The organism is Mycobacterium sp. URHB0021, assembly GCF_054057895.1.
The window spans coordinates 6,736,869-6,759,958 of the sequence record NZ_JBSRZT010000002.1 but is presented as its reverse complement, the minus strand read 5'-3'; the positions used below and the strand labels follow the sequence as shown (position 1 = coordinate 6,759,958).

Below are 23,090 nucleotides of genomic sequence, written 5' to 3'. Positions count from 1 at the left end.
AGACGGGCACTCCTCCATCGCGCCGGGACAGTCCTCTGGACCCGGCCTTCGTAGGGATCTACGACGCCCGGTGGGCGACCGGTTCAACGGACTCGCCGACAGTGGCTTAGGACACATCCGCGCGTGGTCGTCGCGTCGTTCTGGCGCGCGGCCGATCGGCGGCGATGTCACCGGCGTAGAGATGGGCAGTGCCGGACGCGTTCGCCAGACCGACGACGCCGACAGCGATCAGGGCGCCCGACACGGCGATGGCCGCGAGCACGGCGGGGCGGTGAGGCGCGGGTGCGTCAAAGGCCACGATGCCCAGCGCGAAGCTTGCGACGGGGTTGGTGACGCTCATCGCGGCGATCGCCGGTGGCAGTGGACCGCTGGCGAATGCTATCTGTACCAACAACATTCCACTCACGGCCGTCACGGCCAACGCGTACCCGGGCCAGTCGGACAACGTGGCCACCGGGCCACCGTGATAGAGATCCTCGACCGTCAGCTTGAGGTAGACGGCAGTCAGCGCGTGGCACAAACCGGCGGCGACGCCCATCAGCGGACCGGAAAGCCATCCGAAGGCACGCCGACTCGTCTGGCGCAGCGTCACGATGAGGCCGGCCGTGCACGCCGTCGCCAGTAGCACGCGATGCCGGTGTGGCGCCCCGTCGAGGGGCGACGCGTCGGCCGCCAGCAGCAGTACCAGACCTGCGCACACCGCGAGCGCGGCCAACCAGTCACGGACCGACGGCCACCGGCGCTGCTCGCCCGAGGCGAGGGTCAGCACGAACAGAAGTTGCGCCGCCATCAATGGCTGGACCGCGGCCACCGACCCGACCTTGAGCGCGGACGCCTGGGTGACGACTCCACCGATGTTCGTCAACCATCCCGTCAGCCACGTCCTGCTCCGCACCAGACGGCGCAGCAGCCTGATCACCCCGGCCGCGTGGTGCAAGGAGGCGGTGTCGGAGCCCACGACGGTGCGCGCGGCCCTCTGCTGCAGGAGGGCCGACAGCGCGAACAGGAACGCGGCCGCCAGACCCAGGCCGGTAACGGCGATCATGTTGTCATCGCGGTCCAATCTCCACCGGGTGCAGTACGGCGAGATGAACACAGGCAAAATGCCAGGTATTGGCGGCGTGTCAGGGTGCAGACGGCGATATCGCCGCCCCGGCCGTCGCGGCGGGGGAGCGTGACCAGCGGCGATTTGGTTCCTACCAGGTCGTCCCCTAGAATCTAGGGGTTGCCTTGGGCAGACCTCGGTTCTCTGAAAAGAAAACCCTGCGTGCCCTTCGGAAACAGCAAGACCGCGCACGTCAGGTCGGTATCTGGCGTGCATACAAAACCAGGTCGAGGAGATCGAGTGATTCAGCAGGAATCGCGGGTGAAGATCGCCGACAACACGGGTGCCAAGGAAATCTTGTGCATCCGGGTGCTCGGTGGTTCGTCGCGGCGCTACGCCGGCATCGGTGATGTCATCGTGGCGACCGTCAAGGACGCCATCCCCGGTGGCAACGTCAAGAAGGGCGACGTCGTCAAGGCCGTCATCGTGCGCACCGTCAAGGAGCGCCGCCGCGCCGACGGTAGCTACATCAAGTTCGACGAGAACGCGGCCGTGATCATCAAGCCCGACAACGATCCGCGTGGCACCCGCATTTTCGGCCCGGTCGGCCGCGAACTGCGCGAGAAGCGCTTCATGAAGATCGTTTCGCTCGCTCCGGAGGTGTTGTAGATGAAGGTCCACAAGGGCGACACGGTGCTCGTCGTCTCCGGTAAGGACAAGGGCGCCAAGGGCAAGGTTCTGGTGGCCTTCCCGACGCGCAACAAGGTGCTCGTCGAGGGCGTCAACCGGATCAAGAAGCACACCCCCGAAAGCCGCACCGAACGCGGCGCGGCCTCCGGCGGCATCGTGACCCAGGAAGCGCCGATCTCCGTCTCCAACGTGATGGTCATCGACTCCGACGGCAAGCCGACCCGCGTCGGTTACCGCGTCGACGACGAGACCGGCAAGAAGGTCCGGATCGCCAAGACCAACGGCAAGGACATCTAGGACATGACCACCGTAGAAAACACTCAGAAAGCGCTCCCTCGGCTGAAGCAGCGCTACCGCGACGAGATTCGTGACGGGTTGCAGAAGGAATTCGGCTACGGCAACGTCATGCAGATCCCCGGCGTGGTGAAGGTCGTGGTGAACATGGGCGTCGGCGACGCCGCCCGCGACGCCAAGCTGATCAACGGCGCCGTCAACGACCTCGCGCTGATCACCGGCCAGAAGCCCGAGATTCGCAAGGCGCGCAAGTCCATCGCGCAGTTCAAGCTCCGCGAGGGCATGCCGATCGGTGCCCGCGTCACGCTGCGCGGCGACCGCATGTGGGAATTCCTCGACCGGTTGATCTCGATAGCGCTGCCGCGTATCCGCGACTTCCGCGGTCTGTCGTCCAAGCAGTTCGATGGCACCGGCAACTACACCTTCGGGCTGAACGAGCAGTCGATGTTCCACGAGATCAACGTCGACGACATCGACCGCCCGCGTGGCATGGACATCACTGTCGTCACCTCGGCGACCAACGACGACGAAGGACGTGCGCTCTTGCGTGCTCTCGGCTTCCCGTTCAAGGAGAACTGAACAGATGGCAAAGAAGGCTCTGGTCAACAAGGCCAACAAGAAGCCGAAGTTCAAGGTGCGCGGTTACACCCGATGCAACAGGTGCGGCCGGCCGCACGCGGTTTACCGCAAGTTCGGGCTGTGCCGCATCTGCCTGCGCGAGATGGCGCACGCGGGTGAGCTGCCCGGTGTCCAGAAGTCCAGCTGGTAAAGCACCAGACCATTGACTAATCCAAATAGGTACGCGGAAGGCCCCGACCGGGGAACCGCCGCGAGGAAGGTGAGCCGGCTGTCATGACCATGACGGACCCGATCGCAGACTTCTTGACGCGTCTGCGCAACGCCAATTCGGCGTACCACGACGAGGTGGCTCTGCCGCACAGCAAGATCAAGGCCAACATCGCCGAGATCCTCAAGGCGGAGGGCTACATCACCGACTACCACACCGAGGACGCCCGGGTGGGCAAGTCACTTGTGGTGCAACTGAAGTACGGCCCGAGCCGAGAGCGCAGCATCGCCGGTTTGCGCCGGGTGTCCAAGCCCGGTCTGCGGGTGTACGCGAGATCCACCAATCTGCCGCGGGTGCTGGGTGGCCTCGGCGTGGCGATCATCTCCACGTCGTCGGGTCTGCTCACCGACCGCCAGGCGGCACGACAGGGCGTGGGCGGCGAAGTCCTCGCGTTCGTCTGGTAGCGGGACAGGAGAGCAAGACTATGTCGCGTATTGGAAAGCAGCCGGTCACCGTGCCCAGCGGAGTCGACGTCACGATCGACGGCCAGAACGTATCGGTCAAGGGACCCAAGGGCACGCTGGAACTGGCGGTCGCCGAGCCAATCGCCGTGTCGCGCAACGACGACGGCGCCATCGTGGTGACCCGCCCGGACGACGAGCGGCGCAACCGCTCGCTGCACGGCCTGTCCCGCACCCTGGTGGCCAACCTGGTCACCGGTGTCACCGAGGGCTACACCACCAAGATGGAGATCTTCGGAGTCGGTTACCGCGTGCAGCTCAAGGGCAACACCCTCGAGTTCGCGCTCGGCTACAGCCATCCGGTGGTGATTCAGGCCCCGGAGGGCATCACGTTTGCCGTGGAGACGCCAACCAAGTTCTCGATCACCGGTATCGACAAGCAGAAGGTCGGCCAGATTTCGGCGAACATCCGCCGCCTGCGTCGCCCCGACCCTTACAAGGGCAAGGGCGTTCGCTACGAAGGCGAGCAGATCCGCCGCAAGGTCGGAAAGACAGGTAAGTAGTAAATGGCTACGAACACAAAAGACACCGCGACGCGCAAGCCGGTCGGGCGCAACGTGTCCGAGGCCCGTCGCGTCGCGCGGTTGCGTCGGCATGCCCGGCTTCGCAAGAAGATCGAAGGCACCGCCGAGGCGCCCCGCCTGGTGGTGAACCGTTCGGCGCGGCACATCCACGTCCAGCTGGTGGACGACCTCACCGGGACAACCGTCGCCGCCGCCTCCTCGATCGAGCCCGATGTGCGCGCGGTCGAGGGCGACAAGAAGGCCCACAGCGTGCGCGTCGGTCAGCTGATCGCCGAGCGCGCCAAGGCCGCGGGTATCGACACCGTGGTGTTCGACCGCGGTGGCTACACCTACGGCGGCCGGATCGCGGCGCTTGCCGACGCGGCACGCGAAGGCGGGCTCAAGTTCTGATGACGATGTACACCAATGGAAGGACGCAATAATGGCCGAACAGGCAGGAGCCGGCGGCCCCGCATCCTCGGACGGCCGAGGCTCGCGCGGTGACCGCGATGGTCGTGGCCGCCGTGACGACCGTGGTGGCCGTGGCGGCCGCGACAGCGGTGAGAAGAGCAACTACATCGAGCGCGTCGTAGCGATCAACCGGGTTTCCAAGGTGGTCAAGGGTGGCCGGCGGTTCAGCTTCACCGCGCTGGTCATCGTCGGTGACGGCAACGGCATGGTCGGTGTCGGCTACGGCAAGGCCAAGGAAGTTCCGGCCGCGATCGCCAAGGGTGTGGAGGAGGCGCGCAAAGGCTTCTTCCGCGTTCCGCTGATCGGCGGCACCGTCACTCATCCGGTTCAGGGTGAGGCGGCGGCCGGTGTGGTGATGCTGCGCCCGGCCAGCGCCGGTACCGGTGTGATCGCCGGTGGCGCGGCCCGTGCGGTGCTCGAATGTGCCGGCGTGCACGACATTCTGGCCAAGTCGCTGGGAAGTGACAACGCGATCAACGTGGTGCACGCCACCGTTGCCGCGCTCAAGCTGCTTCAGCGTCCGGAAGAGGTGGCGGCCCGTCGCGGCCTGCCCATCGAGGATGTCGCACCGGCAGGCATGCTGCGGGCGCGGCGCGAGGCCGACGCGCTCGCCGCGGCGTCGGCGCGTGAAGGATCGGCGTAACCATGGCAGAAGTGAAGATCACCCAGGTGCGCAGCACCATCGGTGCGCGCTGGAAGCAGCGGGAAAGCCTGCGGACGTTGGGGCTGCGCAAGATTCGCCAGTCCGTCGTCCGTGAGGACAATGCGCAGATCCGCGGACTCATCAAGGCGGTGCATCACCTCGTCGAGGTTGAAGCGGTGGGCGATGAGCCGCGTGCGCGTAGAGCAGAAGGTGAGGCGAAGTCATGACACCCATCAAACTGCACGACCTGAGGCCGGCCCCCGGCTCGAAGACCGCGAAGACCCGTGTCGGTCGCGGTGAGGGCTCCAAGGGCAAGACCGCCGGTCGCGGTACCAAGGGCACCAAGGCCCGTAAGAACGTCCCGGCGACGTTCGAGGGCGGCCAGATGCCGATCCACATGCGGTTGCCGAAGCTCAAGGGTTTCCGCAACCGGTTCCGCACCTCCTATGAGGTCGTCAATGTGGGTGATATCAACCGGCTGTTCCCCGAGGGCGGCGATGTCGGCGTCGACGAGCTGGTGGACGCGGGTGCGGTTCGCAAGAACTCACTGGTGAAGGTGCTCGGTGACGGCAAGCTGGCCGCGAAGGTCAACGTCACTGCGCACAAGTTCAGTGGCAGCGCGCGCGAGAAGATCACCGCCGCAGGCGGTTCGGCGACCGAGCTCTAGCCCGCGCTCAAACACGGTCTGAACGCTGAGGCCCCCGACACTCTCGACGTGTCGGGGGCCTTCGCGTTCCGTTGATCTTCCGTTGATCTATCGCGCCCGGATCCCCGGGCGGTTACCGGTTACTGTCCGTAGTTGAAGCAGCCGACGCCCGGCACGCAGCCGCCACCGCCGCCGGGACCGCCGTGGCCGCACGCGCCGTCGGCGGTGCAACCACCGCCGCCGCCGGGACCGCCACTGCCGAAGGAACCGTTGGCGGCCGTCCCGCCGCCGCCGCCAGGCCCGCCGTTACCACAGACCCCGTTGGCGCAGCCGTCTCCGCCGGGGCTGGCCGGAATGGTGATGCTGGGGGTGCCCGTCGCGACCGCGAAGGACTCTGCTGCTGCAATCGGCGCCGCGGCGATCGTCGTGGCCGCAGCTCCCGCCATGATCAGCGGGGCGATGAATTTCAATGTCGCCATCATGTTCCTAGATGTACCACCAAGATCGGAAACTTAAAACAGCTAATTTTCAGCGAACGGAGGAGCTCAACTGAGCTGCGGAATCACCTCTGCAGCAAGCAATTCCATTTGTCCGCGGTCCTCGGCGACGTCCGCACCGGTCGGGTTCAGCAGGATCACCTGAGCGCCGGCGTCGATGACTTCGCGAAGGCCGCGCACCACGTCGTCGGCCGTGCCCGACACCGGCACATCCTCGATACCGGACGCATCGCCGTAGATGCGGTGCAACCCCTCCACCACCCGCTCGCGAGCGCGGGCGGCGTTGTTGTCCACAGTCAGATAAACGCGCTTGGCGATCGCAAAATTCGCAGGATCCTTACCTTGCTTGTCCAGCTCGGTGCGGACGGTCTTGACCGCCTCGACGAATTTGGCCGTCGTCGACGAGCCCGCACCGAGAAACCCGTCGCCCAACCTCACTGCGCGAGCCAGGGCCGCCGGGGCGTTGGCGCCGAACCAGATCGGCGGGTGCGGCCGCTGCACCGGCTTGGGTTGGATCGGGAGTCCATCGACATCGCGGAAGCGGCCGTGGAACGTCACCTCCGGCTCGTCCGACCAGGCCCGCTTCATCAACTCCAGGCCCTCGGTGAAGCTGCTGATGAACGTGGACCTGTCGACGCCGAAGGCGGCGAACGGCCTGAAGCCGCCGCCGGGCGCCACGCCCAAGTCCAAACGGCCATGGCTCAATTGGTCGACAGCAGTGACTGCCGAGGCCAATTGCAGTGGATCGTGCAACGACGTGATCATCACCGCGACACCCAGCCGCAGGCGGGTGGTGTGGCCGGCCGCCCAGGACAACAACTCCAACGGTGCCAGCGCCGGCGCCTGGGCGGTCGTCTGCTCCAGAAGCCAGCCGCCCTCGAAGCCGAGTTCTTCGGCGCGTGCGAGATAGCTCCGCACCCCTTCTGCGTCGAATCCGTTGGCCACCCGCTGCGGGATCGAGATCGAGAACTTCACGGATCCACCTTAGGTCTCTTCAGCGGCGTGATGTGATGGGCAGGTGCCGGGGAGGGATGCCGTCGTCGAGCGATACCTCGGCGGCGATCGCGTCGCACCGGTGGGACGTCGTGGGTGAATGCATTGCCGTCGACGTCGTGCGCGTGGGCCCTCCCTATGGGGACCGCCTCGCCGGTCGCGATGACTTACCTGGCCTACCTCGTCGATACCATGCCGAAGCTGGCGGGCTACGCCATGGCGGTGCACCGCGTGACGTACGTGAGTGAGGCGCTCGCGTTCGCCGAACTGGCGGAAACGGTCGAGTTGGACGGAAAGCCCATGCTCACGGACGAGGTACTCGTCTTCGGATTCGACGATGACGGCCGCATCACGCGGGTCGACATCTTGGTCCAGACGCCGCGGCCGTTGCCGTCGCCGCCCTAGATCCGCCGATAGCCGATCGGCGTCGGTAGGCTCTGACCATGTTTGCTTTCCTGCCGGGCCTCCCGGGCGTCGATGACCTGCGTGCGCTGGCGAGGCGCGTCGACACCGCCCGCCACCGCGGGGTGTCGAACGGGTGTGTGCTCGAGCTGGATCTACTGACGGTGCCGAACGAGACCGGGAGCTTCGACCCGTTCGCGCTGATCGCCGGCGGCGGCAAGCCCCTGCTGTTGCGCGAGGCGATCTCCGCCATCCACCACGCGGCCGATGACCCGCGTGTCGCGGGGCTCATCGCACGGATCCAGATTCCGGCGGCAGCGGCCGGACCCGTACAGGAGTTGCGGGAAGCCATCTCGGCTTTCAGTGATGTCAAGCCGTCGCTCGCCTGGGCCGAGACGTACCCCGGCACGCTGTCGTATTACCTGGCGTCGGCGTTCCGCGAGGTCTGGATGCAGCCCTCCGGCACCGTCGGCCTGGTCGGCTTCGCCACCAATGCGTTGTTCCTCCGCGACGCGCTCGACAAGGCAGGTATCGAGGCGCAGTTCGTCGCCCGCGGCGAATACAAGTCCGCCGCAAACCTTTTCACTCAGGACAGCTATACAGACGCGCATCGCGAGGCCGACAGCCGGCTGATCGACAGCCTGCACTCGCAGGTGCTGGACGGGGTGGCGAGATCCCGTCATATCGATCCCGCCGATATCGACGCGCTCGCCGACAAGGCGCCGTTGCTGCGGGACGAAGCGGTGACAGGCCGGCTCGTGGACCGGATCGGCTTCCGCGACGAGGCCTACGTGCGTATCGCGGAACTCGTGGGGGCACCAGGCATTTCGCCGGAGACCGGTGACGCGGACACCAACCCCGATGCACCGGCGAGGCTGTACCTGTCGCGGTACGCGCGCAGCACCGGGACGAAGCCGCCGGTGCCGCCGATTCCCGGCCGCAAAGGCAAGCCCACCATTGCGGTGGTGACGCTGCACGGGCCGATCGTCAGCGGCCGCGGCGGTCCGCAGGTGCTTCCGTTCGGCCACTCCAGTGCGGGCGGCGACACCATCGCCGCGGCGCTGAGGGAAGCCGCCGCGGACGACTCGGTGTCGGCCATCGTGTTGCGGGTCGACAGTCCGGGCGGTTCGGTCACGGGCTCGGAAACCATTTGGCGCGAAGTCAATCGGGTGCGTGACGGGGGCAAACCAGTGGTCGCCTCGATGGGTGCCGTCGCCGCGTCGGGCGGCTACTACGTATCGATGGGCGCCGATGCGATCGTCGCCAACGCCGGCACGATCACCGGTTCGATCGGCGTGGTCACCGGCAAGCTGGTGGCGCGTGAACTGAAGGACCGGCTGGGCGTCGGTTCGGACTCGGTCCGGACGAACGCCAACGCCGACGCCTGGTCGATCAACCAGCCGTTCACCGACGCGCAGCGTGCGCATGTCGAGGCCGAGGCCGACCTGTTCTACACCGACTTCGTCGAGCGGGTCGCCGTGGGTCGCAAGCTGACGGTGGAGGCGGTCGAGGCCATCGCGCGCGGTCGGGTGTGGACCGGCGCCGACGCCAAAGAGCGCCGTCTCGTCGACGAACTCGGCGGTCTTCGCGCCGCGGTCACCCGCGCCAAGGTGCTGGCCGGCCTCGAACCCGACGCGGACGTCCGCATCGCGAGTTATCCGGGTTCGTCGGTGCTGGACTTCCTGCGGCCGAAACCGTCGTCACAACCGGCCGCGGCGTCATTACCGGAGGCAGCGGCCGCGGTGATCGGGCGTTCGGTGGCAGGAGTGCTGAGCCAGGCGGAACGTTCGCTCACCGGGACGAGCGCGCTCTGGGTCGGCGACTACCGCTTCTGAGCCTCCGCGGGTATCACGGCATCGCCTGCAGCCCGGCGCCGGTGAGGAAGTAGCCGGGTGCCACCGTTGCCGGATCGTCCTGGACCAGGTCCACGAGGAGGGAGCCGGCCAGCTCGGGGGTCAGCAGCTTGCCCAGCTGTTCGAGATACGCCGGCTCGGATAACCCGTTCCGGGCCGCGTACGCGCGAATGCCCCGTCGTCCGACGTCTCCGAACGGCGTCATTCTCGGCATGACGGCGGTAACGGTGATGTCCAGGCAGCAACGCTGCGACTCGTCGTGGGCGTATCCCGCGATGAACCGCTGGGTGGCCTTCGCTCCGGCATAACCACCGCTGGCCGGTGACCCGTTGACGGCGGCGCCGCTGCTCACCACGATCACCCGGCTGCCGGCCGGTAGTTGACTGTCCCGGCGAGCGGGCGCTGGTGGCACGATTTGTCCGCGCATTCGAATCCGGTGACGTCGATGCGCTGGTCGATTTGCTCACCGCGGGCGTCAACCTCTCCATGCCGCCGCTGCCGTTCGAATACCAAGGGCGCGATGCCGTCGCCCGTTTCTACACCGCGATGTTCGGTATCGGCCGGTTGTACCGACTCGTGCCGACACCTGCCAACGGTCAGCCCACGTTCGCCACCTACCTTCGCGCTGCCGCCGACGGCGTCTGCCACGGGGCAGGACTGCTCGTGCTCACGGTCGCCGGCGATCGGATCTGCGCCATGACGCGCTTCGAAAGCCATGTGCTCGGGTGGTTCGGGCTGCCGCGATCGTTACCCGCGGACTTGTGACTCATGCGCCGAAACAACGTTCCCGGTCGTTGAACGGGCCGCTTGACGACCGGGAACGTTGTTTCGGCGACGCTGTCGTGGGATGCGGAACTTCTTCATTTGGTAACCGGAGACTCTTGCTGATGACCGTACGACCTCGCTAATGTCGGATTGTCAACAAAACTACGACCTGACCCGAGGTGGCTCGGCCGGGGCAGCGTCCGAACAGTGTCGATGACACGAGGAGGATCCCCATGGGCATCCCCGACCACCAACCGTCGCAGTCCAACGCTGTCGCCGAACCGTCTCCGGCCGTACTGAAGAAAGCGGTCGCCGCGTCAGCCATCGGGAACGCGACCGAATGGTTCGACTACGGCATCTACGCGTATGGCGTGTCTTATATCTCGGCCGCCATCTTCCCTGGCGACACCCAGAGCGCGACGTTGTTGGCGTTGATGACGTTCGCGGTGTCTTTCCTGGTCAGACCCCTCGGGGGACTGGTGTGGGGACCGCTCGGTGACCGGATCGGGCGCCGGCAGGTGCTGGCGATCACGATCCTTCTGATGTCCGGGGCCACGCTGTGTGTCGGCCTGGTCCCGTCCTACGCGGCCATCGGTTTCTGGGCACCGGTGTTGATGGTGCTGCTGAGGATGATCCAGGGCTTCTCGACCGGCGGGGAGTACGGCGGCGCCGCGACCTTCATGGCGGAGTATGCGCCATGCCGCAGGCGTGGCTTCTTCGGCAGCTTCCTGGAGTTCGGCACCTTGGCGGGCTTCTCCCTGGGCGCGCTGCTGATGCTGGGCTTTTCACTGGTGCTCAGCGACGAGCAGATGAGCACCTGGGGCTGGCGGCTGCCCTTCCTCGTTGCGGCTCCGCTCGGCCTGATCGGCGTATACCTGAGGTCCCGGCTGGAGGACACCCCGATCTTCCGCGAGCTGGCGGAGTCCGGGGAGACGGAGGACCGCACCACCACTCAATTCAAGGATCTGATCAGCCGTTACTGGGCCCCGATTCTGCGGTTGGGTGGGGTGGTCGTCGCGCTGAATGTCGTCAACTACACGCTGCTGACCTACATGCCGACCTACCTGGAGAACTCGATCGGCCTGTCCGCCACGATGTCGCTGCTGGTGCCGATCATCGGCATGCTCGCCATGATGGTGTTCCTCCCGATCGCCGGAGGCGCGTCGGATCGCGTTGGGCGCAAACCGATGTGGTGGTTCTCGCTGATCGGCCTCTTCATTGCCGGCGTCCCGATGTTCCTGTTGATGGGCACCAACGCCCTCGGCGCGGTGATCGGATTCGCCGTCCTCGGACTGCTGTACGTACCGCAGCTCGCGACGATCTCGGCCACGTTCCCTGCCATGTTTCCCACCCACGTGCGCTATGCCGGATTCGCGATCGCCTACAACGTCTCGACGTCTCTGTTCGGTGGCACCGCGCCGGCGGTGAACGACTGGCTGGTCAACAAGACAGGCGACAATCTCGTGCCTGCGTACTACATGATGGCCGCCTGCGTCATCGGCGCCATCGCGCTGATCAAGGTGCCCGAGACCACCCGCTGCCCGATGAACGGCACGGAGACACCCGGCACCGCGGCCGCCCCGCCGCAGCTCCGATACGAGAAGAAGGAGGCAAGCCGGGTCTGACTATCGCGCGACCTCTCAGCGCGCCACGACGGCGCCGACGGCGTCGGCCCAGATGCTCGCCGCCTCGTCGACCTGATCGCTGGTCACCACCAGTGCCGGAATGAACCGCACCACCTGACCCCACGCCCCGCAGGTGAGCAGCAGCAAGCCGCGCCGGGCTGCCTCTTGCTGGACGGCGGCGGCCGTCGCCGGATCGGGTTTGCCGTTACCGTCACGGAACTCATTGCCGATCATCAGGCCGAGGCCGCGGACATCGGTGATCTGGTCGTGCTTGTCCGCGACCAGCTGCACCGCCTCCTTGAGTTGCGCGCCGCGCTGCGCGGAGTTGTCGACCAGGCCCTCGTCGCGGATCACGTCGAAGGTGGCCACCGCCGCCGCGCACGCCACCGCATTGGCGCCGTACGTGCCGCCCTGTGATCCCGGCCAAGCCTTGGCCATCAGGTCCGATGACGCCGCGATCGCGGACAACGGGAAGCCGGACGCCAGGCCCTTCGCGGTGATGAGAACATCCGGGCGCGCATTGAAATGCTCACCGCCCCAGAACTTCCCGGTACGGCCGAAGCCGGTCTGCACTTCGTCGACCGCCAACAGGATGCCGTGTTCGTCCGCGCGTTGCCGCAAGCCGGTGAAGAACCGTTCGTTGGCGGGCACGTAGCCACCCTCCCCCAGCACCGGCTCGACGATGAACGCGGCCGTGTCGGCGGGGGAGGACAGGGTCTGCAGGATGTAGTCGAGCTGGGCAAGCGCGAAATCGGTGGCCTGCTCGACCGGCCAGCCGTAGTGGGTGGGATCGGGGAACGGCGCCACGTGCACGCCCGCCATCAACGGTGAGAAGCCGGAACGGAACTTCGTGCCGGACGTGGTCAGTGAGGCCGCCGCCACCGTGCGGCCGTGGAACCCGCCGTGGAAGACGATGACGTTGGGCCTGCCGGTGGCCTGGCGGGCCAGCCGCAGCGCGGCCTCGACGGCCTCGCTGCCCGAATTCGCGAAGAACATCCGGTCCAGCCCGGCCGGCAGGACCTCGCCCAACCGGTCCACCAGCGTGAGCAGCGGTCGGTGCATGACGGTGGTGTACTGCCCGTGGATCAGCGTGCCGACCTGGCGTTGCGCCGCTTCGACCACCCGCGGGTGGCAGTGTCCAGTGCTTGTCACGCCGATTCCCGCGGTGAAGTCGAGGTATCGACGATCGTCTTCGTCGTAGAGCAGGACGCCCTCGCCGCGAGCGGCCAGTACGCCGGTCGCTTGTTTGAGGACCTGTGAGAGCTGAGCGGACGGAGCCACGTTCCTTCCCCTTGCCTGTAGACGTAAGATTGTCGACAATCAGCGTATCTGACTTGTCCGAGTTGTCTATGCGTGCGCCGACGTCGAAGGGGTATTGGTGAGCGAACACGATCAGGCCGACGAGTCCAGGGTCGTCCGAACCGTCCAGAAGCGACTGTTCATCGACGGCAAGTGGCTCGACGCATCGAACGGACGCACGTTCGACGTCGCCGACCCCGCCACCGGCAAGGCGCTGTGCGCGGTCGCCGACGCGTCCCCGGAGGACGGCAGGGCCGCGCTCGACGCCGCCGTCGCCGCGCAGCCGGAATTCGCCGCGATGTCACCGCGCGCCCGTGCCGACATCCTCGGCCGGTCGTTCGAACTCCTTCACGAGCGGATCGATGACCTCGCTTTGCTGATGACGTTGGAGATGGGTAAGCCGCTGGCCGAGGCTAGAGGTGAAATCGCTTATGCCGCAGAATTTTTCCGCCATTTCGCCGAAGAGGCCGTCCGGATCGACGGCGGCTATCAGACCGCGCCCGCCGGGGGATCGCGCTTCCTGGTCACCCGCCAACCGGTCGGCCCCTGCCTGTTGATCACGCCGTGGAACTTCCCGATGGCAATGGGCACCCGCAAGCTCGGTCCGGCCATCGCCGCCGGCTGCACCAGTGTGATCAAGCCGGCGCCCCAGACACCGCTGTCGATGCTGGCGCTGATGGACATCCTCTCCGCGGCGGGCCTGCCCGCCGGCGCGGTCAACTGCATCACGGTGACCGATGCCGGTCCGGTGATGGAACCACTGATCCGGTCGGGCCTGGCCAGGAAGCTGTCGTTCACCGGCTCGACGCAGGTCGGCCGGCTGCTGCTCGAGCAGTGCGCGGAGAAGATCCTGCGGACCTCGCTCGAACTCGGCGGCAACGCGCCGTTCATCGTGTTCGACGACGCCGACCTCGACGAGGCGGTCGAGGGGGCGGTCGCGGCCAAGATGCGCAACACGGGCGAGGCCTGCACGGCGGCCAACCGGCTCTATGTGCAGTCCTCCGTCATCGACGAATTCGGTCGCCGGCTCGCGGCCCGGATGGCGACGCTGCCGGTCGGCCGCGGCACCGAACCGGGCGTCGCCGTCGGTCCGCTGATCGACGCTTCGGCGCTGCGCAAGGTCGAGACGCTGGTGGCCGACGCCGTCGACCGTGGTGCCACCGTGCTGACCGGCGGCTCGGCACCCGCCGGTGACGGTTACTTCTATCCGCCGACCGTGCTCACGGGCGTGCCGCGCGACGCCGAGATGTGCGACCAGGAGATTTTCGGGCCGGTCGCCCCCCTCACCCCGTTCGAGACGGAGGAAGAGGTGATCGCGGCGGCCAACGACACCGAGTACGGCCTGGTGTCCTACGTCTTCACCAACGACCTGCGGCGTGCTCTGCGGGTCGCCGAGGCGGTCGAGACCGGCATGGTGGGGCTGAACCAGGGCGTGGTCTCCAACCCCGCCGCGCCGTTCGGCGGCATCAAACAGTCCGGTCTCGGCCGCGAGGGCGGTGCCATGGGAATCGACGAGTTCCTGGAGACGAAGTACATCGGCATCGCGATGCGCTGACTGCCCGGTGGCCGCGGCTACGCGCCGGCCGGCTCCGCTCCGCCGATCGTGTTCCTGTCGTGGGTGAGCCGGTGGATGGCGTCGTCCATATGCGCGGTCAGCAGCCGGTCGGTGAGTCCGCGGTCTCCGGAGCGGATCGCGTTTGCCAGCGCCCGGTGCTCGTGATCGCGCACCTCGGACTTCGCGTAGCTTTCGTCGAGCGCATGAATGCACATCCGGGTCTCGGTGATGAAGGTCTGGTGTATTCGGGACAGCCGCCGGCTGCGGGCCAACTGCAACAGGCGCTCGTGGAAGGTGATGTCGAGCTCGCTGACCTCGGCCGGCGTACCCGCCGCCGCCATCTGGTCCACGATGAGCAGCAGCTCGTCACCGGCCGTGACGTGGTCGCCGTCGAGGATCTTGCGCGCAGCGGCCCGCTCGATCGCTTCGCGGGCGACGTACATGTCGCGGACGTCGTCGGGGGTCATCTCGACCACGAACAGCCCGCGATTGCGGATCGCGACCAGTAGACCCTCCTGCGTGAGGCGCTGCATCCCCTCCCGCAGCGGGCCCCGGCTGACTCCGAGCTTGCGCGACAAGTCGGCCTCGCCCAGCTGCGCACCCGGTTTCAGCTCGCCGTGGGCGATGGCCCGGCGCAGTTTGTCCGCGATGATGCTGGGCGTCGACTCGCGGGACAGCGGCTCGATGAAGCTGGTCATCGGCGGTCTCCGAACAGCGTGCCGAGCCGGGGCAGCTTAGGCGCCGGGCCCAGCAGGTCCAGGCCCTTCCAGACCGTCACCTGATTGGCGGTCAGCACGGTCTTGCCGACTGCCGCTTCCAGCTTGTCGACGATCGCCAGCGTGTGCATCGCGGTATCCGGAACCAGCACTGCTTCGGCGTCGGGGTGGTCGGCCGCGGCGACCATGGTGACGATCTGGTCTGGCTCCAGCGTCCCGACCTCGGCCGCGGTGTAGATCCCATGGCTGCCCATCGAGACGACTTCGGCGCCGCCGGCGGTCAGGAACGCGACGAAATGCGCCGCGACGTCATCGGGATAGGACGCGGCCACCGCGACCCGACGGATGCCGAGATGCCGTAGCGCGTCGACGAAGGCGATCGAGGTGGACGACGCGGGCACGCCCGCCGCGGCCGCCACGGCCGACACCTGGTCCTGCGCGCCCTGCGGCCCGAACACGAAGCTGCCCGAGGTACACGCCCACATCACCGAGTCCGGCTTCTCAGCGGCCAGTTGCGCGGCCCCCTCCGCCAACCGGTCGTTGCTGCCCAGGTCGAGCAGCGCGTCGACGCGATGCGCGTCCTCGCCGACCGAGGTGATCGTGACCGGCAGGCGCACGGCGCCGGCGATCCGTGCCTCCAGCGCCGGAAAGTCGTCCTCGGCGCTGTGGCCGGGGTAGAGCAGTCCCACCGTTGGCATATTCATCTCCCTTGGATCATCGTCACCGAGATAGGTAGATTGTCGACAATGTTAACCCGCGCGAGCTATGACGTAGGCAAGCTCCGTGCAGCGCTGCGCGCAGAGCTTCGCGGAGCGGTGCGCGACGACAGTGCAGGCCGCGGCCTGTACGCCGTCGACGGGTCGAATTACCGCGTGATTCCCGAGCTCGTGGTGGTGCCGGCTGACGCCGAGGAGTTGGCCGCCGCGGTGGCGCTCACCGCCGCGGCCGGGGCGCCGGTGACGATGCGTGGCGGTGGCACCTCGATGGCGGGTAACGCGATCGGCGGGGTCGTGATCGACGCCTCGCGTCACGTGAACAAAATTCTGGGCATCGACACCGATAGCCGGACCGCGGTCGTGGAACCCGGCGTCGTGCTCACCGACCTGCTCGGCGCGGCGCGGCCGTTGGGGCTCACCTTCGGCGCGGATCCGTCCTCGGCCAGCCGCGCGACGATCGGCGGGATGATCGCCAACAACGCCTGCGGCGCGCACTCCGTGGCGTGGGGGACCACCGCCGACAACGTCCGGTCGCTTGACGTAATCCTCGCCGACGGCACCTGCTGCACCGTCGAATCAAGCGGCGTCCCAGCCGAACTGGCGTGCAGGCCGGGGCGTGAGGGTGAGCTGCACCGGGCCTTGCAGGCCTTCGTCGACGAGCATCACCTGGTGATCAAGCGCAGGTTCGGACTTTTCACCCGCCAGATCTCGGGTTATGCGTTGCACCGGCTGCTGCCCGAACACGGCTACGACGTCGCGGGACTGCTGTGCGGCAGCGAAGGCGGGTTCGCGGCCACCCTGCGGGCGACCGTCGCATTGACCCCATTGCCGGCGGCGCGGGTGCTGTGCGCCCTGGGTTTCGCCGATTCCGTCTCATCGGCCGAGTGCATACCGGTGGTGCTGCCGCATGGTCCGCTGACCATGGAGTCCATCAACATCGATCTGGTGGACCGGTTGCCCGGGGAGGTGCGCCGCGCCGCAATTGAGGCCGGTCTCCCCGCCGGGCGCGCCTGGCTGCTCGTCGAAATGGGCGGGGAGGATCGGGCGGCCGCCACGGCGTCGGCCGAGTTGATCCTCGCCGCGCTGCGTGATTCGGGTTCACCGGCCACGGCCTCGTTGGTGTCCGACCCGGCGGCCCAGGCCGTGCTGTGGCGCTGCCGCACCGATGCGGCCGGGTTAGCGACACGGCGCGCCGACGGCGGCGAGGCGTGGGGCGGCTGGGAGGACGCTGCGGTGCCGCCGGAACGCCTCGCCGACTATCTGCGCGGCCTGGACTTGCTGATGGCCGGCTACGGCGTGTCCGGCGCGTCCTACGGTCACTTCGGCGAGGGCTGCATGCACATGCGGATCGACTTCGATCTGTTCAGCGAGCGCGGGGTGGCCGCCTACCGGTCGTTCGTCGAGGAGGCCACCGATCTCGTCGTCTCACTCGGCGGCTCGGTTTCCGGGGAGCACGGTGACGGCCGGGCGCGCTCGGAACTGTTGGGCCGCATGTACGGCCGCGACGGTCTGGCGGTCATGGCCGAGATGAAAAGCATCTGGGACCCGGTTCACGTGATGAATCCGGGGGTGATCGTCGACCCCTCCCCACTCGACGAAGGGATCCGTCACCTCGGGCCGGCGAAGGACCGGAAACTGTTGACACTCTTCAGCTATCCCGATGACAACGACGACTTCGCCCAGGCGCAGCGGCGCTGCGTCGGCATCGGGAAATGCCGGCAGTCCAGCGGCGGCGTGATGTGCCCGAGCTACCAGGTGACCCACGACGAGATGCACTCCACCCGCGGCCGGGCCCACCTGCTGTGGGAGATGCTGCAGGGTGATCTGGTCACCGACGGCTGGCGCTCGACCGAGGTGCGCGACGCTCTGGACCTGTGCCTGTCCTGCAAGGGATGCCTATCGGACTGTCCGGTCAACGTGGATATGGCCACGTACAAGGCGGAATTCACTCACCACCACTACGCCCGCAGGCCGTGGGCCCGTCCGCTGTCGCACTGGTCGATGGGCTGGCTGCCGCAGATGTCGCGAATCGCGTCGGTGGCACCCCGACTGGTCAACCGGGTAGCGGGAACGTCGCTGGTGAAGCGTCTCGGCGGGATTGCGCCGGAGCGGGATGTTCCGGCGTTCGCCGAGCAGACATTCGCGGCGTGGTTCCGCGGACGCGGCCCCGATGCCCGGCCGGCGCCGCATGGTGCCGTCGTCCTGTGGCCGGACAGCTTTACCAATTACCTTGCGCCACAGGTGGGGCGCGCCGCTGTCGCGGTGCTGGAGGACGCCGGATACCGGGTCGTGCTGCCCGATGGCCCGGTGTGCTGCGGGCTGACGTTGATCTCCACCGGTCAGTTGCGGGCCGCCAAGCGGCGGATCGCGCGGTCGCTGGCGGTGCTGGCACCGCATCTGGATGCCGGCACCCCTGTCGTGGGGCTGGAGCCGAGTTGCACCGCGGTGCTGCGCCGAGATGCTGCCGAACTCCTGCACGACGACCCTCGGGTAGCGAGGCTGGCCGAGTCGACTTCCACCTTCGCCGAGTTCCTCACCGGCTCCGGCTGGGAACCACCCAAGGTCGCGACCGACGCGCTCGTGCAGACGCACTGTCACCAGCACGCGGTGCTCGGGTTCGACGCTGACCGCGCGCTGATGGCCAGGGCCGGGATTCGGGCCGACATTCCGGATTCCGGATGTTGCGGTCTGGCAGGAAACTTCGGCTTCGAGCGCGGCCACTACGAGGTGTCCCGCGCCGTCGGGGAGCGCGTGCTGCTGCCCGCCGTGCGGGCGGCAGCCCAAACGACGGCCGTCGTCGCCGACGGCTTCAGCTGCCGAACCCAGATCGCCCACGGCACCGAGCGGCGGGCGGTGCACCTGGCCGAGTTGCTCGCCACGGGCCTCGACCGCTAGCTCGGCGAGCGTGCGTGTCTGCGGCCGACCCGCCCGTGGTGGGCCAGCACTTTGCGCACGGTCGGGGCAGCCGTGCTGACCTACAGTGCGGTGTCGAGTTGTCCCAGGTCCTCGATGAGGCGCATGTTCTCCGAATAGTCGACGGGGCAGGCGATCATCGACACGCCGTCGTCGGCCAGCGCCGCTCGCAGGGTGGGCAGCAGTTCGTCGGCGGTGGCGATGCGATATCCCTTGGCGCCGAAGCTCTGCGCGTACATGACGATGTCGGGGTTGGTGAACGTGACATTCGAGTGGGTGCCCAGTTCGAGGTCCATCTTCCATTGGATCAGGCCGTAACCGCCGTCCTCCCATATCAGCACGACGAGCGGGATGCGCTCCCGCACGGCCGTCTCGATCTCCTGCGAGTTCATCAGGAACGCGCCGTCGCCCATGACGGCGAGCACCTTGCGGTCGGGTTGGGCCAGGTGCACGCCCAGCGCGCCGGGCAACGCGAACGCCATGGTGGACAGCCCGTTGGAGATCAGGCAGGTGTTGGGCTCATAAGTCGGGTACAGCCGGCCCATCCACATCTTGACCGCGCCGGTATCCACCAGCACGACGTCACCGCGGCCCAGCGCGGCCCTGGTATCGGCCACTACGCGCTGTGGCGCCAACGGATAACGCGAGTCCTGTTGTCCCCGCGCGATTTCCGCCGCAAGCAAGTGGTTGCTCGGCGTGTCCTGCGGATCGTCGAACGTGATTCCGGACAGCCGATCGGTCAACGCGTCCAGCGACGCGGTGATATCGCCCTCGATGCCGACGCCCACCGGATAGTGCATGTCCACCTCCGCGGGAAGGCGGTGGATGTGGATGATCCGCTTGTCGGAATTCGGGTTGATTCGCACGGGATCGAACTCCTGCAGCTCGTATCCGACGGCGATGATCACGTCGGCGTTGTCGAAGCCGAAGTTGACGTAGTCGCGCCGCATGAACCCGATGGTGCCGCGGCTGTTGGGGTGGTCGTCGGGCATCACCCCCTTACCGTGAAAAGTGTTGGCCACCGAAACATTGGCGCTTTCGGCGAACCGGATGAGCGCCGCCGTCGCCTTCGCCCTGGCGGCGCCGTGGCCGGCAAGGACCACCGGGTTGTGGGCCGCGCGCAGGATGTCGACCGCGCGATCGACCTGCGCCGCCGAGGGCGCTTCGGCCCGAACGACGTTGCGCGGCAGCGGTGCGAGCGGGTAGTCGTTCTCGTCCTCGTCGATGTGCTCGGGGATGGCCAGGTAGACCGCGGCAGGCCGCTCGGTCTCGGCGAGCTTGAACGCCTTGCGGAACATCTCCGGGATCGCCGCTGCGGTCGGCACCCCGTCCGACCATCGGGTGATCGGGGCGAACATCGACACGAGGTCGACGGACTGATGCGACTCCTTGTATTCGCGGTCCTGGCCGACCTGCGCCGAAATCGCGACCATCGGGGTGCTGTTGGTGGTGGCGTCGGCGACTCCGAGTTGTAGGTTGATCGCCCCGGGACCCAGCGTGGCCGACACCACCGCGGCGCGTCCGGTCACCCGCCCGTACATCTCGGCCATGAACGCCGCCGCCTGCTCGTGCCGGGTCAGCACATAGCGGATCGGTGAGGAGGCCAGCGCCTGCACGAAACGGATGTTCTCCTCGCCGGGGATTCCGAAGATCACCGAAACACCCTCGGATTCAAGGCACTTGACCATCAACTCCGCTGCCGTTGCCACGATTCTCCTCGGTTCTGGTCGCTTACGTCACCATCCCCAACGTTAGCGGCCCCGACGCTGCGTTCACGCCAATAGGCGCAAGGCGGTCAGCGCGTAGGCGCGCGCGGCGATGACCAGCTCCTCTACCGCCACCGATTCGTCCGCACGATGGGCCTGACTGGTGACGGAGCCCGGCCCCAGCACCACGACGGGCACGCCGAGGTCGCGGACGATGAACCCGCCGTCGCACGCGGCCGTCCAGCCGCCGGGCATCAGGTCCGGTCCCCCCGCATCGGTCACCGCGGTGCACGCGGCGAGGGCGAGCGGCGAGTCTGCGGACGTCTCGAAGGCAGGCATCTCCATCGGCATCGCCACCTCGACGGTCAAGCCGCGATCGCCCAGCCGCAGCACCTCGAGGCGCAGCCGAAGGTCCTCCAGCACGGTTTCGGTCGACTCACCCGGCAGTAGGCGCCGATCGGCGACGACGGTGCATTCGGCGGGCACGATGGCGCCGCCGGTGCCGCCGTTGATCTGGCCGACGCTCCATGTCGCCGGGCCCAGCAGCGGGTGCGGTGCGCCGGCCAGCTCGCGGTGAAGGCGTTCGATCTCCGCCACCACCTCCGCTGCGCCGTAGATCGCGTTCGCGCCGTCGTCGGGGTTGCCGGCATGACAGGCGATTCCGCGAATGTCGACGCGAAGGTACGAGTCACCGCGCGCGCCGACGATGGTCTGCAGGTCGGTGGGTTCCGCGGTGATGCAGCCCAGGAACGCCGACGTGGTCCCCGACCCGATGTAGGCGCGGATACCGGCGCCCGTCTCCTCCTCGTCGATCAGAGCGGCCAGCTCGACGGGACCGCCGAGCCCCGCCCCTCGCAAAGCTGCCATCGCTGAAAGGGCTGCCCCCAGACCACCTTTCATGTCGGAGGAACCGCGGCCGTAAATCCGGCCGTCCTCGATGACCCCGCCGAACGGATCCCTCGTCCACCCATCACCAATGGGCACCACGTCGGTGTGCCCAAGCAGCAGCAGGCCGGGACCGCCGCCGCCCGGCAGGACCACCTGCAGGTTGCTGCGCCCTGGCTGTACCGATTCGTCGGACACGGCGAGGCCCAATTCGGCGGCCGCGGAGGCGAGTACCGCCACCGTCGCCGCCTCCTCGCCGGGTGGATTCTGCCCTTCGGCCCGCACCAGCGAGCGGGTCAGCTCGACCAGGTGGTCCTCGTCGATCTTGTCCAGGACGGCCCGCTCGGCGGTGGTCAGGGCCACGTCAGTCCTTCGTGGTCAGATCGACGGCCCGGCGCAAGCGCGCGACACCCTCGCGGATCCGGTCGGGCGGGTTGGAGGCGAAGCACAGCCGCAACGCATTGGTGAACCGGCCGGACGGCGAGAAGGCCGACCCGGGGATGAATGCGACTCCCTCGGCCAGGGCGGGTTCGAAAAGTGCGGTGGCGTCGACGCGGTCGAAGGTCACCCAGCAGAAGAAGCCGCCCTCCGGGTCGGTCCAGTGGGCGATGTCGCCGAAGTGTTCGTGCAACGCCGCGTGCATGGCGTCCTTGCGCCGCCGGTATTCGGCCCGCTGTGTCGTCAGGTGATCGCCGAGATGCCCGCCGGTCAGAAAGCCGGTCAGCAACCGTTGGGCGGGCAAGTTGGTGCAGGTGTCCATCGCCTGCTTGGCGTTGATCAGCAGCGGCTGAAGCTCGGGGACGGTGTCGACCCAACCGACCCGCAAACCGGGCGCGACGATCTTGGAAAACGTGCGCACCGCGAACACCAGGGGGTCGCCGCCGCCCAGCTCGCGCAGTGTCGGCAGTGGCTCACCCGCGAAGCGCAACAACCCGTACGGGTCGTCGTCGATGACCATCGAACCCCAGGCCCGGGCCAGCTCGAGGAGCCGCAACCGGCGCTCCAGCGACAGCGTGACGCCCGACGGATTCTGGAACGTGGGGATGGTGTAGATGGCCTTGGGGGTCCGGCCCGCCTGGGCGACCAGGCGCTCGAGTGCGTCGACGTCCATGCCGTCGTCGTCGACGGGGATCTCCAACAGCGTTGCGCCGTAGGACAGGGCGGTCGCGCTGCCGTTGGTGTAGGTGGGTGACTCGACGGTGACGAGATCGCCGGGATCGACGAAGATCTTGCAGAACAGGTCGAGTCCCTGCATGCCGCCCGCGGTGATCGTCAGCCGGTCGGCGGTGGTCTCGTCACTGGTGCCGAGCAGCATCTCCAGCAGCGCCGCGTGCAGCGGCGGATCGCCTTCCGTGGCCGCATAGTCGTAGGCGTCGGGCTTGCTCAGCTCGATGGCCGCGATCCCGGACAGGATCTCCGATGGCACGGCCTCGGATGCGGGGCTGCCCATGGCGAACCGGACGACGTCGTGTGGCTGTTTGTACAAAAGCGATGTGCTGGAGTCGATCACGGATCCGACCAGCCCAGCGGCGCGCGCGGCGTAGGGGAGCGTCGAGGTTTTCACG

At 67.6% G+C, this 23,090-nt stretch carries 26 protein-coding genes; 16 read left to right on the top strand and 10 right to left on the bottom strand.

The window, feature by feature from the left end; translation table 11 throughout:
- Positions 1–106: 106 nt before the first annotated feature.
- On the bottom strand, positions 107–1,096 hold the full coding sequence (locus tag ACVWWN_RS35360) for a DMT family transporter (RefSeq protein ID WP_457148004.1): 990 nt from the start codon (positions 1,094–1,096) through the stop codon (positions 107–109).
- A gap of 249 nt (positions 1,097–1,345) precedes the next feature.
- Here ACVWWN_RS35360 and rplN point away from each other — a divergent pair, with 249 nt between their 5' ends.
- From rplN to rplO, 10 genes are all read left to right on the top strand, one after another.
- Positions 1,346–1,714 (top strand): 50S ribosomal protein L14, encoded by a 369-nt coding sequence (rplN, locus tag ACVWWN_RS35355; RefSeq protein WP_457148003.1) that lies wholly within the window; start codon positions 1,346–1,348, stop codon positions 1,712–1,714.
- Entirely contained in the window at positions 1,715–2,032 is a 318-nt protein-coding gene (rplX, locus tag ACVWWN_RS35350; RefSeq protein ID WP_457148002.1) for a 50S ribosomal protein L24, read from the top strand.
- 3 nt (positions 2,033–2,035) lie between these two features.
- A complete protein-coding gene (rplE, locus tag ACVWWN_RS35345) occupies positions 2,036–2,608 on the top strand; it encodes a 50S ribosomal protein L5 (protein ID WP_457148001.1) in 573 nt (190 codons plus the stop codon).
- 4 nt (positions 2,609–2,612) lie between these two features.
- A complete protein-coding gene (locus ACVWWN_RS35340; protein ID WP_006245130.1) occupies positions 2,613–2,798 on the top strand; it encodes a type Z 30S ribosomal protein S14 in 186 nt (61 codons plus the stop codon).
- A gap of 83 nt (positions 2,799–2,881) precedes the next feature.
- Positions 2,882–3,280 (top strand): 30S ribosomal protein S8, encoded by a 399-nt coding sequence (rpsH, locus tag ACVWWN_RS35335; RefSeq protein WP_457148000.1) that lies wholly within the window; start codon positions 2,882–2,884, stop codon positions 3,278–3,280.
- Between the two features lie 20 nt (positions 3,281–3,300).
- Entirely contained in the window at positions 3,301–3,840 is a 540-nt protein-coding gene (gene rplF / locus ACVWWN_RS35330; RefSeq protein ID WP_457147999.1) for a 50S ribosomal protein L6, read from the top strand.
- 3 nt (positions 3,841–3,843) lie between these two features.
- Entirely contained in the window at positions 3,844–4,251 is a 408-nt protein-coding gene (rplR, locus tag ACVWWN_RS35325) for a 50S ribosomal protein L18 (protein WP_457147998.1), read from the top strand.
- 31 nt (positions 4,252–4,282) lie between these two features.
- Positions 4,283–4,954 carry a 30S ribosomal protein S5 gene (gene rpsE, locus ACVWWN_RS35320; RefSeq protein ID WP_457147997.1) on the top strand — a complete coding sequence of 224 codons (672 nt, stop codon included), beginning with the start codon at positions 4,283–4,285 and terminating at the stop codon, positions 4,952–4,954.
- Between the two features lie 2 nt (positions 4,955–4,956).
- Positions 4,957–5,181, top strand: a complete 225-nt coding sequence (gene rpmD, locus ACVWWN_RS35315) for a 50S ribosomal protein L30 (RefSeq protein WP_457147996.1) — start codon at positions 4,957–4,959, stop codon at positions 5,179–5,181.
- Positions 5,178–5,621: a 50S ribosomal protein L15 gene (gene rplO, locus ACVWWN_RS35310; RefSeq protein ID WP_457147995.1), complete on the top strand. Its 444-nt coding sequence runs from the start codon at positions 5,178–5,180 to the stop codon at positions 5,619–5,621. Before rpmD ends, rplO begins: the two co-directional genes overlap by 4 nt.
- A gap of 119 nt (positions 5,622–5,740) precedes the next feature.
- Here rplO and ACVWWN_RS35305 read toward each other — a convergent pair whose 3' ends face one another.
- Together ACVWWN_RS35305 and ACVWWN_RS35300 are read right to left on the bottom strand one after the other, a co-directional pair.
- Complete coding sequence (locus tag ACVWWN_RS35305; protein WP_457147994.1) at positions 5,741–6,079, bottom strand: PE-PGRS family protein; 339 nt, start codon at positions 6,077–6,079, stop codon at positions 5,741–5,743.
- Between the two features lie 66 nt (positions 6,080–6,145).
- Positions 6,146–7,072 carry an LLM class flavin-dependent oxidoreductase gene (locus ACVWWN_RS35300; RefSeq protein WP_457147993.1) on the bottom strand — a complete coding sequence of 309 codons (927 nt, stop codon included), beginning with the start codon at positions 7,070–7,072 and terminating at the stop codon, positions 6,146–6,148.
- 156 nt (positions 7,073–7,228) lie between these two features.
- Here ACVWWN_RS35300 and ACVWWN_RS35295 point away from each other — a divergent pair, with 156 nt between their 5' ends.
- Positions 7,229–7,495, top strand: coding sequence for a hypothetical protein (locus tag ACVWWN_RS35295; RefSeq protein WP_457147992.1), 267 nt, complete (start codon positions 7,229–7,231; stop codon positions 7,493–7,495).
- Between the two features lie 38 nt (positions 7,496–7,533).
- The gene (gene sppA / locus ACVWWN_RS35290) at positions 7,534–9,327 is read left to right on the top strand and encodes a signal peptide peptidase SppA (RefSeq protein ID WP_457147991.1); all 1,794 of its coding nucleotides are present in this window, start codon (positions 7,534–7,536) and stop codon (positions 9,325–9,327) included.
- Between the two features lie 13 nt (positions 9,328–9,340).
- On the opposite strand, the gene ACVWWN_RS35285 is transcribed toward sppA, so the two are convergent.
- The gene (locus ACVWWN_RS35285; RefSeq protein ID WP_457147990.1) at positions 9,341–9,757 is read right to left on the bottom strand and encodes a hypothetical protein; all 417 of its coding nucleotides are present in this window, start codon (positions 9,755–9,757) and stop codon (positions 9,341–9,343) included.
- On the opposite strand from ACVWWN_RS35285, the gene ACVWWN_RS35280 reads away from it, so the two are divergent.
- Both ACVWWN_RS35280 and ACVWWN_RS35275 read left to right on the top strand, forming a co-directional pair.
- A complete protein-coding gene (locus tag ACVWWN_RS35280; protein ID WP_457147989.1) occupies positions 9,751–10,110 on the top strand; it encodes a nuclear transport factor 2 family protein in 360 nt (119 codons plus the stop codon). The genes ACVWWN_RS35285 and ACVWWN_RS35280 overlap by 7 nt on opposite strands.
- A 233-nt stretch (positions 10,111–10,343) precedes the next feature.
- Positions 10,344–11,735: an MFS transporter gene (locus ACVWWN_RS35275; RefSeq protein ID WP_457147988.1), complete on the top strand. Its 1,392-nt coding sequence runs from the start codon at positions 10,344–10,346 to the stop codon at positions 11,733–11,735.
- A gap of 15 nt (positions 11,736–11,750) precedes the next feature.
- Here the strand turns inward: ACVWWN_RS35275 and ACVWWN_RS35270 are convergent, their stop codons facing one another.
- Entirely contained in the window at positions 11,751–13,016 is a 1,266-nt protein-coding gene (locus ACVWWN_RS35270; protein WP_457147987.1) for an aspartate aminotransferase family protein, read from the bottom strand.
- Positions 13,017–13,110: 94 nt separating this feature from the next.
- Here ACVWWN_RS35270 and ACVWWN_RS35265 point away from each other — a divergent pair, with 94 nt between their 5' ends.
- A complete protein-coding gene (locus tag ACVWWN_RS35265) occupies positions 13,111–14,589 on the top strand; it encodes an NAD-dependent succinate-semialdehyde dehydrogenase (RefSeq protein ID WP_457147986.1) in 1,479 nt (492 codons plus the stop codon).
- A 17-nt stretch (positions 14,590–14,606) separates the two neighbouring features.
- Here the strand turns inward: ACVWWN_RS35265 and ACVWWN_RS35260 are convergent, their stop codons facing one another.
- Both ACVWWN_RS35260 and ACVWWN_RS35255 read right to left on the bottom strand, forming a co-directional pair.
- Positions 14,607–15,287, bottom strand: a complete 681-nt coding sequence (locus ACVWWN_RS35260) for a GntR family transcriptional regulator (protein WP_457147985.1) — start codon at positions 15,285–15,287, stop codon at positions 14,607–14,609.
- Entirely contained in the window at positions 15,284–16,003 is a 720-nt protein-coding gene (locus ACVWWN_RS35255) for a maleate cis-trans isomerase family protein (RefSeq protein WP_457147984.1), read from the bottom strand. The genes ACVWWN_RS35260 and ACVWWN_RS35255 overlap by 4 nt, the downstream gene beginning before the upstream one ends.
- A 48-nt stretch (positions 16,004–16,051) precedes the next feature.
- On the opposite strand from ACVWWN_RS35255, the gene ACVWWN_RS35250 reads away from it, so the two are divergent.
- Complete coding sequence (locus ACVWWN_RS35250; protein WP_457147983.1) at positions 16,052–18,916, top strand: FAD-binding and (Fe-S)-binding domain-containing protein; 2,865 nt, start codon at positions 16,052–16,054, stop codon at positions 18,914–18,916.
- An 80-nt stretch (positions 18,917–18,996) separates the two neighbouring features.
- Here ACVWWN_RS35250 and ACVWWN_RS35245 read toward each other — a convergent pair whose 3' ends face one another.
- The 3 genes from ACVWWN_RS35245 to ACVWWN_RS35235 all read right to left on the bottom strand — a co-directional run bounded on the left by ACVWWN_RS35245 (position 18,997) and on the right by ACVWWN_RS35235 (position 23,089).
- Positions 18,997–20,643 carry an acetolactate synthase large subunit gene (locus ACVWWN_RS35245; protein WP_457147982.1) on the bottom strand — a complete coding sequence of 549 codons (1,647 nt, stop codon included), beginning with the start codon at positions 20,641–20,643 and terminating at the stop codon, positions 18,997–18,999.
- A gap of 63 nt (positions 20,644–20,706) precedes the next feature.
- Complete coding sequence (locus ACVWWN_RS35240; RefSeq protein WP_457149402.1) at positions 20,707–21,882, bottom strand: M20 family metallopeptidase; 1,176 nt, start codon at positions 21,880–21,882, stop codon at positions 20,707–20,709.
- A gap of 7 nt (positions 21,883–21,889) precedes the next feature.
- Positions 21,890–23,089: an aminotransferase-like domain-containing protein gene (locus ACVWWN_RS35235; RefSeq protein ID WP_457147981.1), complete on the bottom strand. Its 1,200-nt coding sequence runs from the start codon at positions 23,087–23,089 to the stop codon at positions 21,890–21,892.
- Between the last annotated feature and the right edge of the window lies 1 nt (position 23,090).

Bases quoted from the DNA above. Each gene is read 5' to 3' on its own strand.
- rplX (WP_457148002.1), top strand. From the start codon at position 1,715: ATGAAGGTCCACAAGGGCGACACGGTGCTCGTCGTCTCCGGTAAGGAC.
- ACVWWN_RS35305 (WP_457147994.1), bottom strand. From the start codon at position 6,079: ATGGCGACATTGAAATTCATCGCCCCGCTGATCATGGCGGGAGCTGCG.
- rplF (WP_457147999.1), top strand. From the start codon at position 3,301: ATGTCGCGTATTGGAAAGCAGCCGGTCACCGTGCCCAGCGGAGTCGAC.
- rplO (WP_457147995.1), top strand. From the start codon at position 5,178: ATGACACCCATCAAACTGCACGACCTGAGGCCGGCCCCCGGCTCGAAG.
- ACVWWN_RS35295 (WP_457147992.1), top strand. From the start codon at position 7,229: ATGGGGACCGCCTCGCCGGTCGCGATGACTTACCTGGCCTACCTCGTC.
- sppA (WP_457147991.1), top strand. From the start codon at position 7,534: ATGTTTGCTTTCCTGCCGGGCCTCCCGGGCGTCGATGACCTGCGTGCG.
- rplR (WP_457147998.1), top strand. From the start codon at position 3,844: ATGGCTACGAACACAAAAGACACCGCGACGCGCAAGCCGGTCGGGCGC.
- ACVWWN_RS35275 (WP_457147988.1), top strand. From the start codon at position 10,344: ATGGGCATCCCCGACCACCAACCGTCGCAGTCCAACGCTGTCGCCGAA.
- ACVWWN_RS35255 (WP_457147984.1), bottom strand. From the start codon at position 16,003: ATGCCAACGGTGGGACTGCTCTACCCCGGCCACAGCGCCGAGGACGAC.
- ACVWWN_RS35340 (WP_006245130.1), top strand. From the start codon at position 2,613: ATGGCAAAGAAGGCTCTGGTCAACAAGGCCAACAAGAAGCCGAAGTTC.
- rpsE (WP_457147997.1), top strand. From the start codon at position 4,283: ATGGCCGAACAGGCAGGAGCCGGCGGCCCCGCATCCTCGGACGGCCGA.
- ACVWWN_RS35260 (WP_457147985.1), bottom strand. From the start codon at position 15,287: ATGACCAGCTTCATCGAGCCGCTGTCCCGCGAGTCGACGCCCAGCATC.
- ACVWWN_RS35250 (WP_457147983.1), top strand. From the start codon at position 16,052: ATGTTAACCCGCGCGAGCTATGACGTAGGCAAGCTCCGTGCAGCGCTG.
- rpsH (WP_457148000.1), top strand. From the start codon at position 2,882: ATGACCATGACGGACCCGATCGCAGACTTCTTGACGCGTCTGCGCAAC.
- rpmD (WP_457147996.1), top strand. From the start codon at position 4,957: ATGGCAGAAGTGAAGATCACCCAGGTGCGCAGCACCATCGGTGCGCGC.
- rplE (WP_457148001.1), top strand. From the start codon at position 2,036: ATGACCACCGTAGAAAACACTCAGAAAGCGCTCCCTCGGCTGAAGCAG.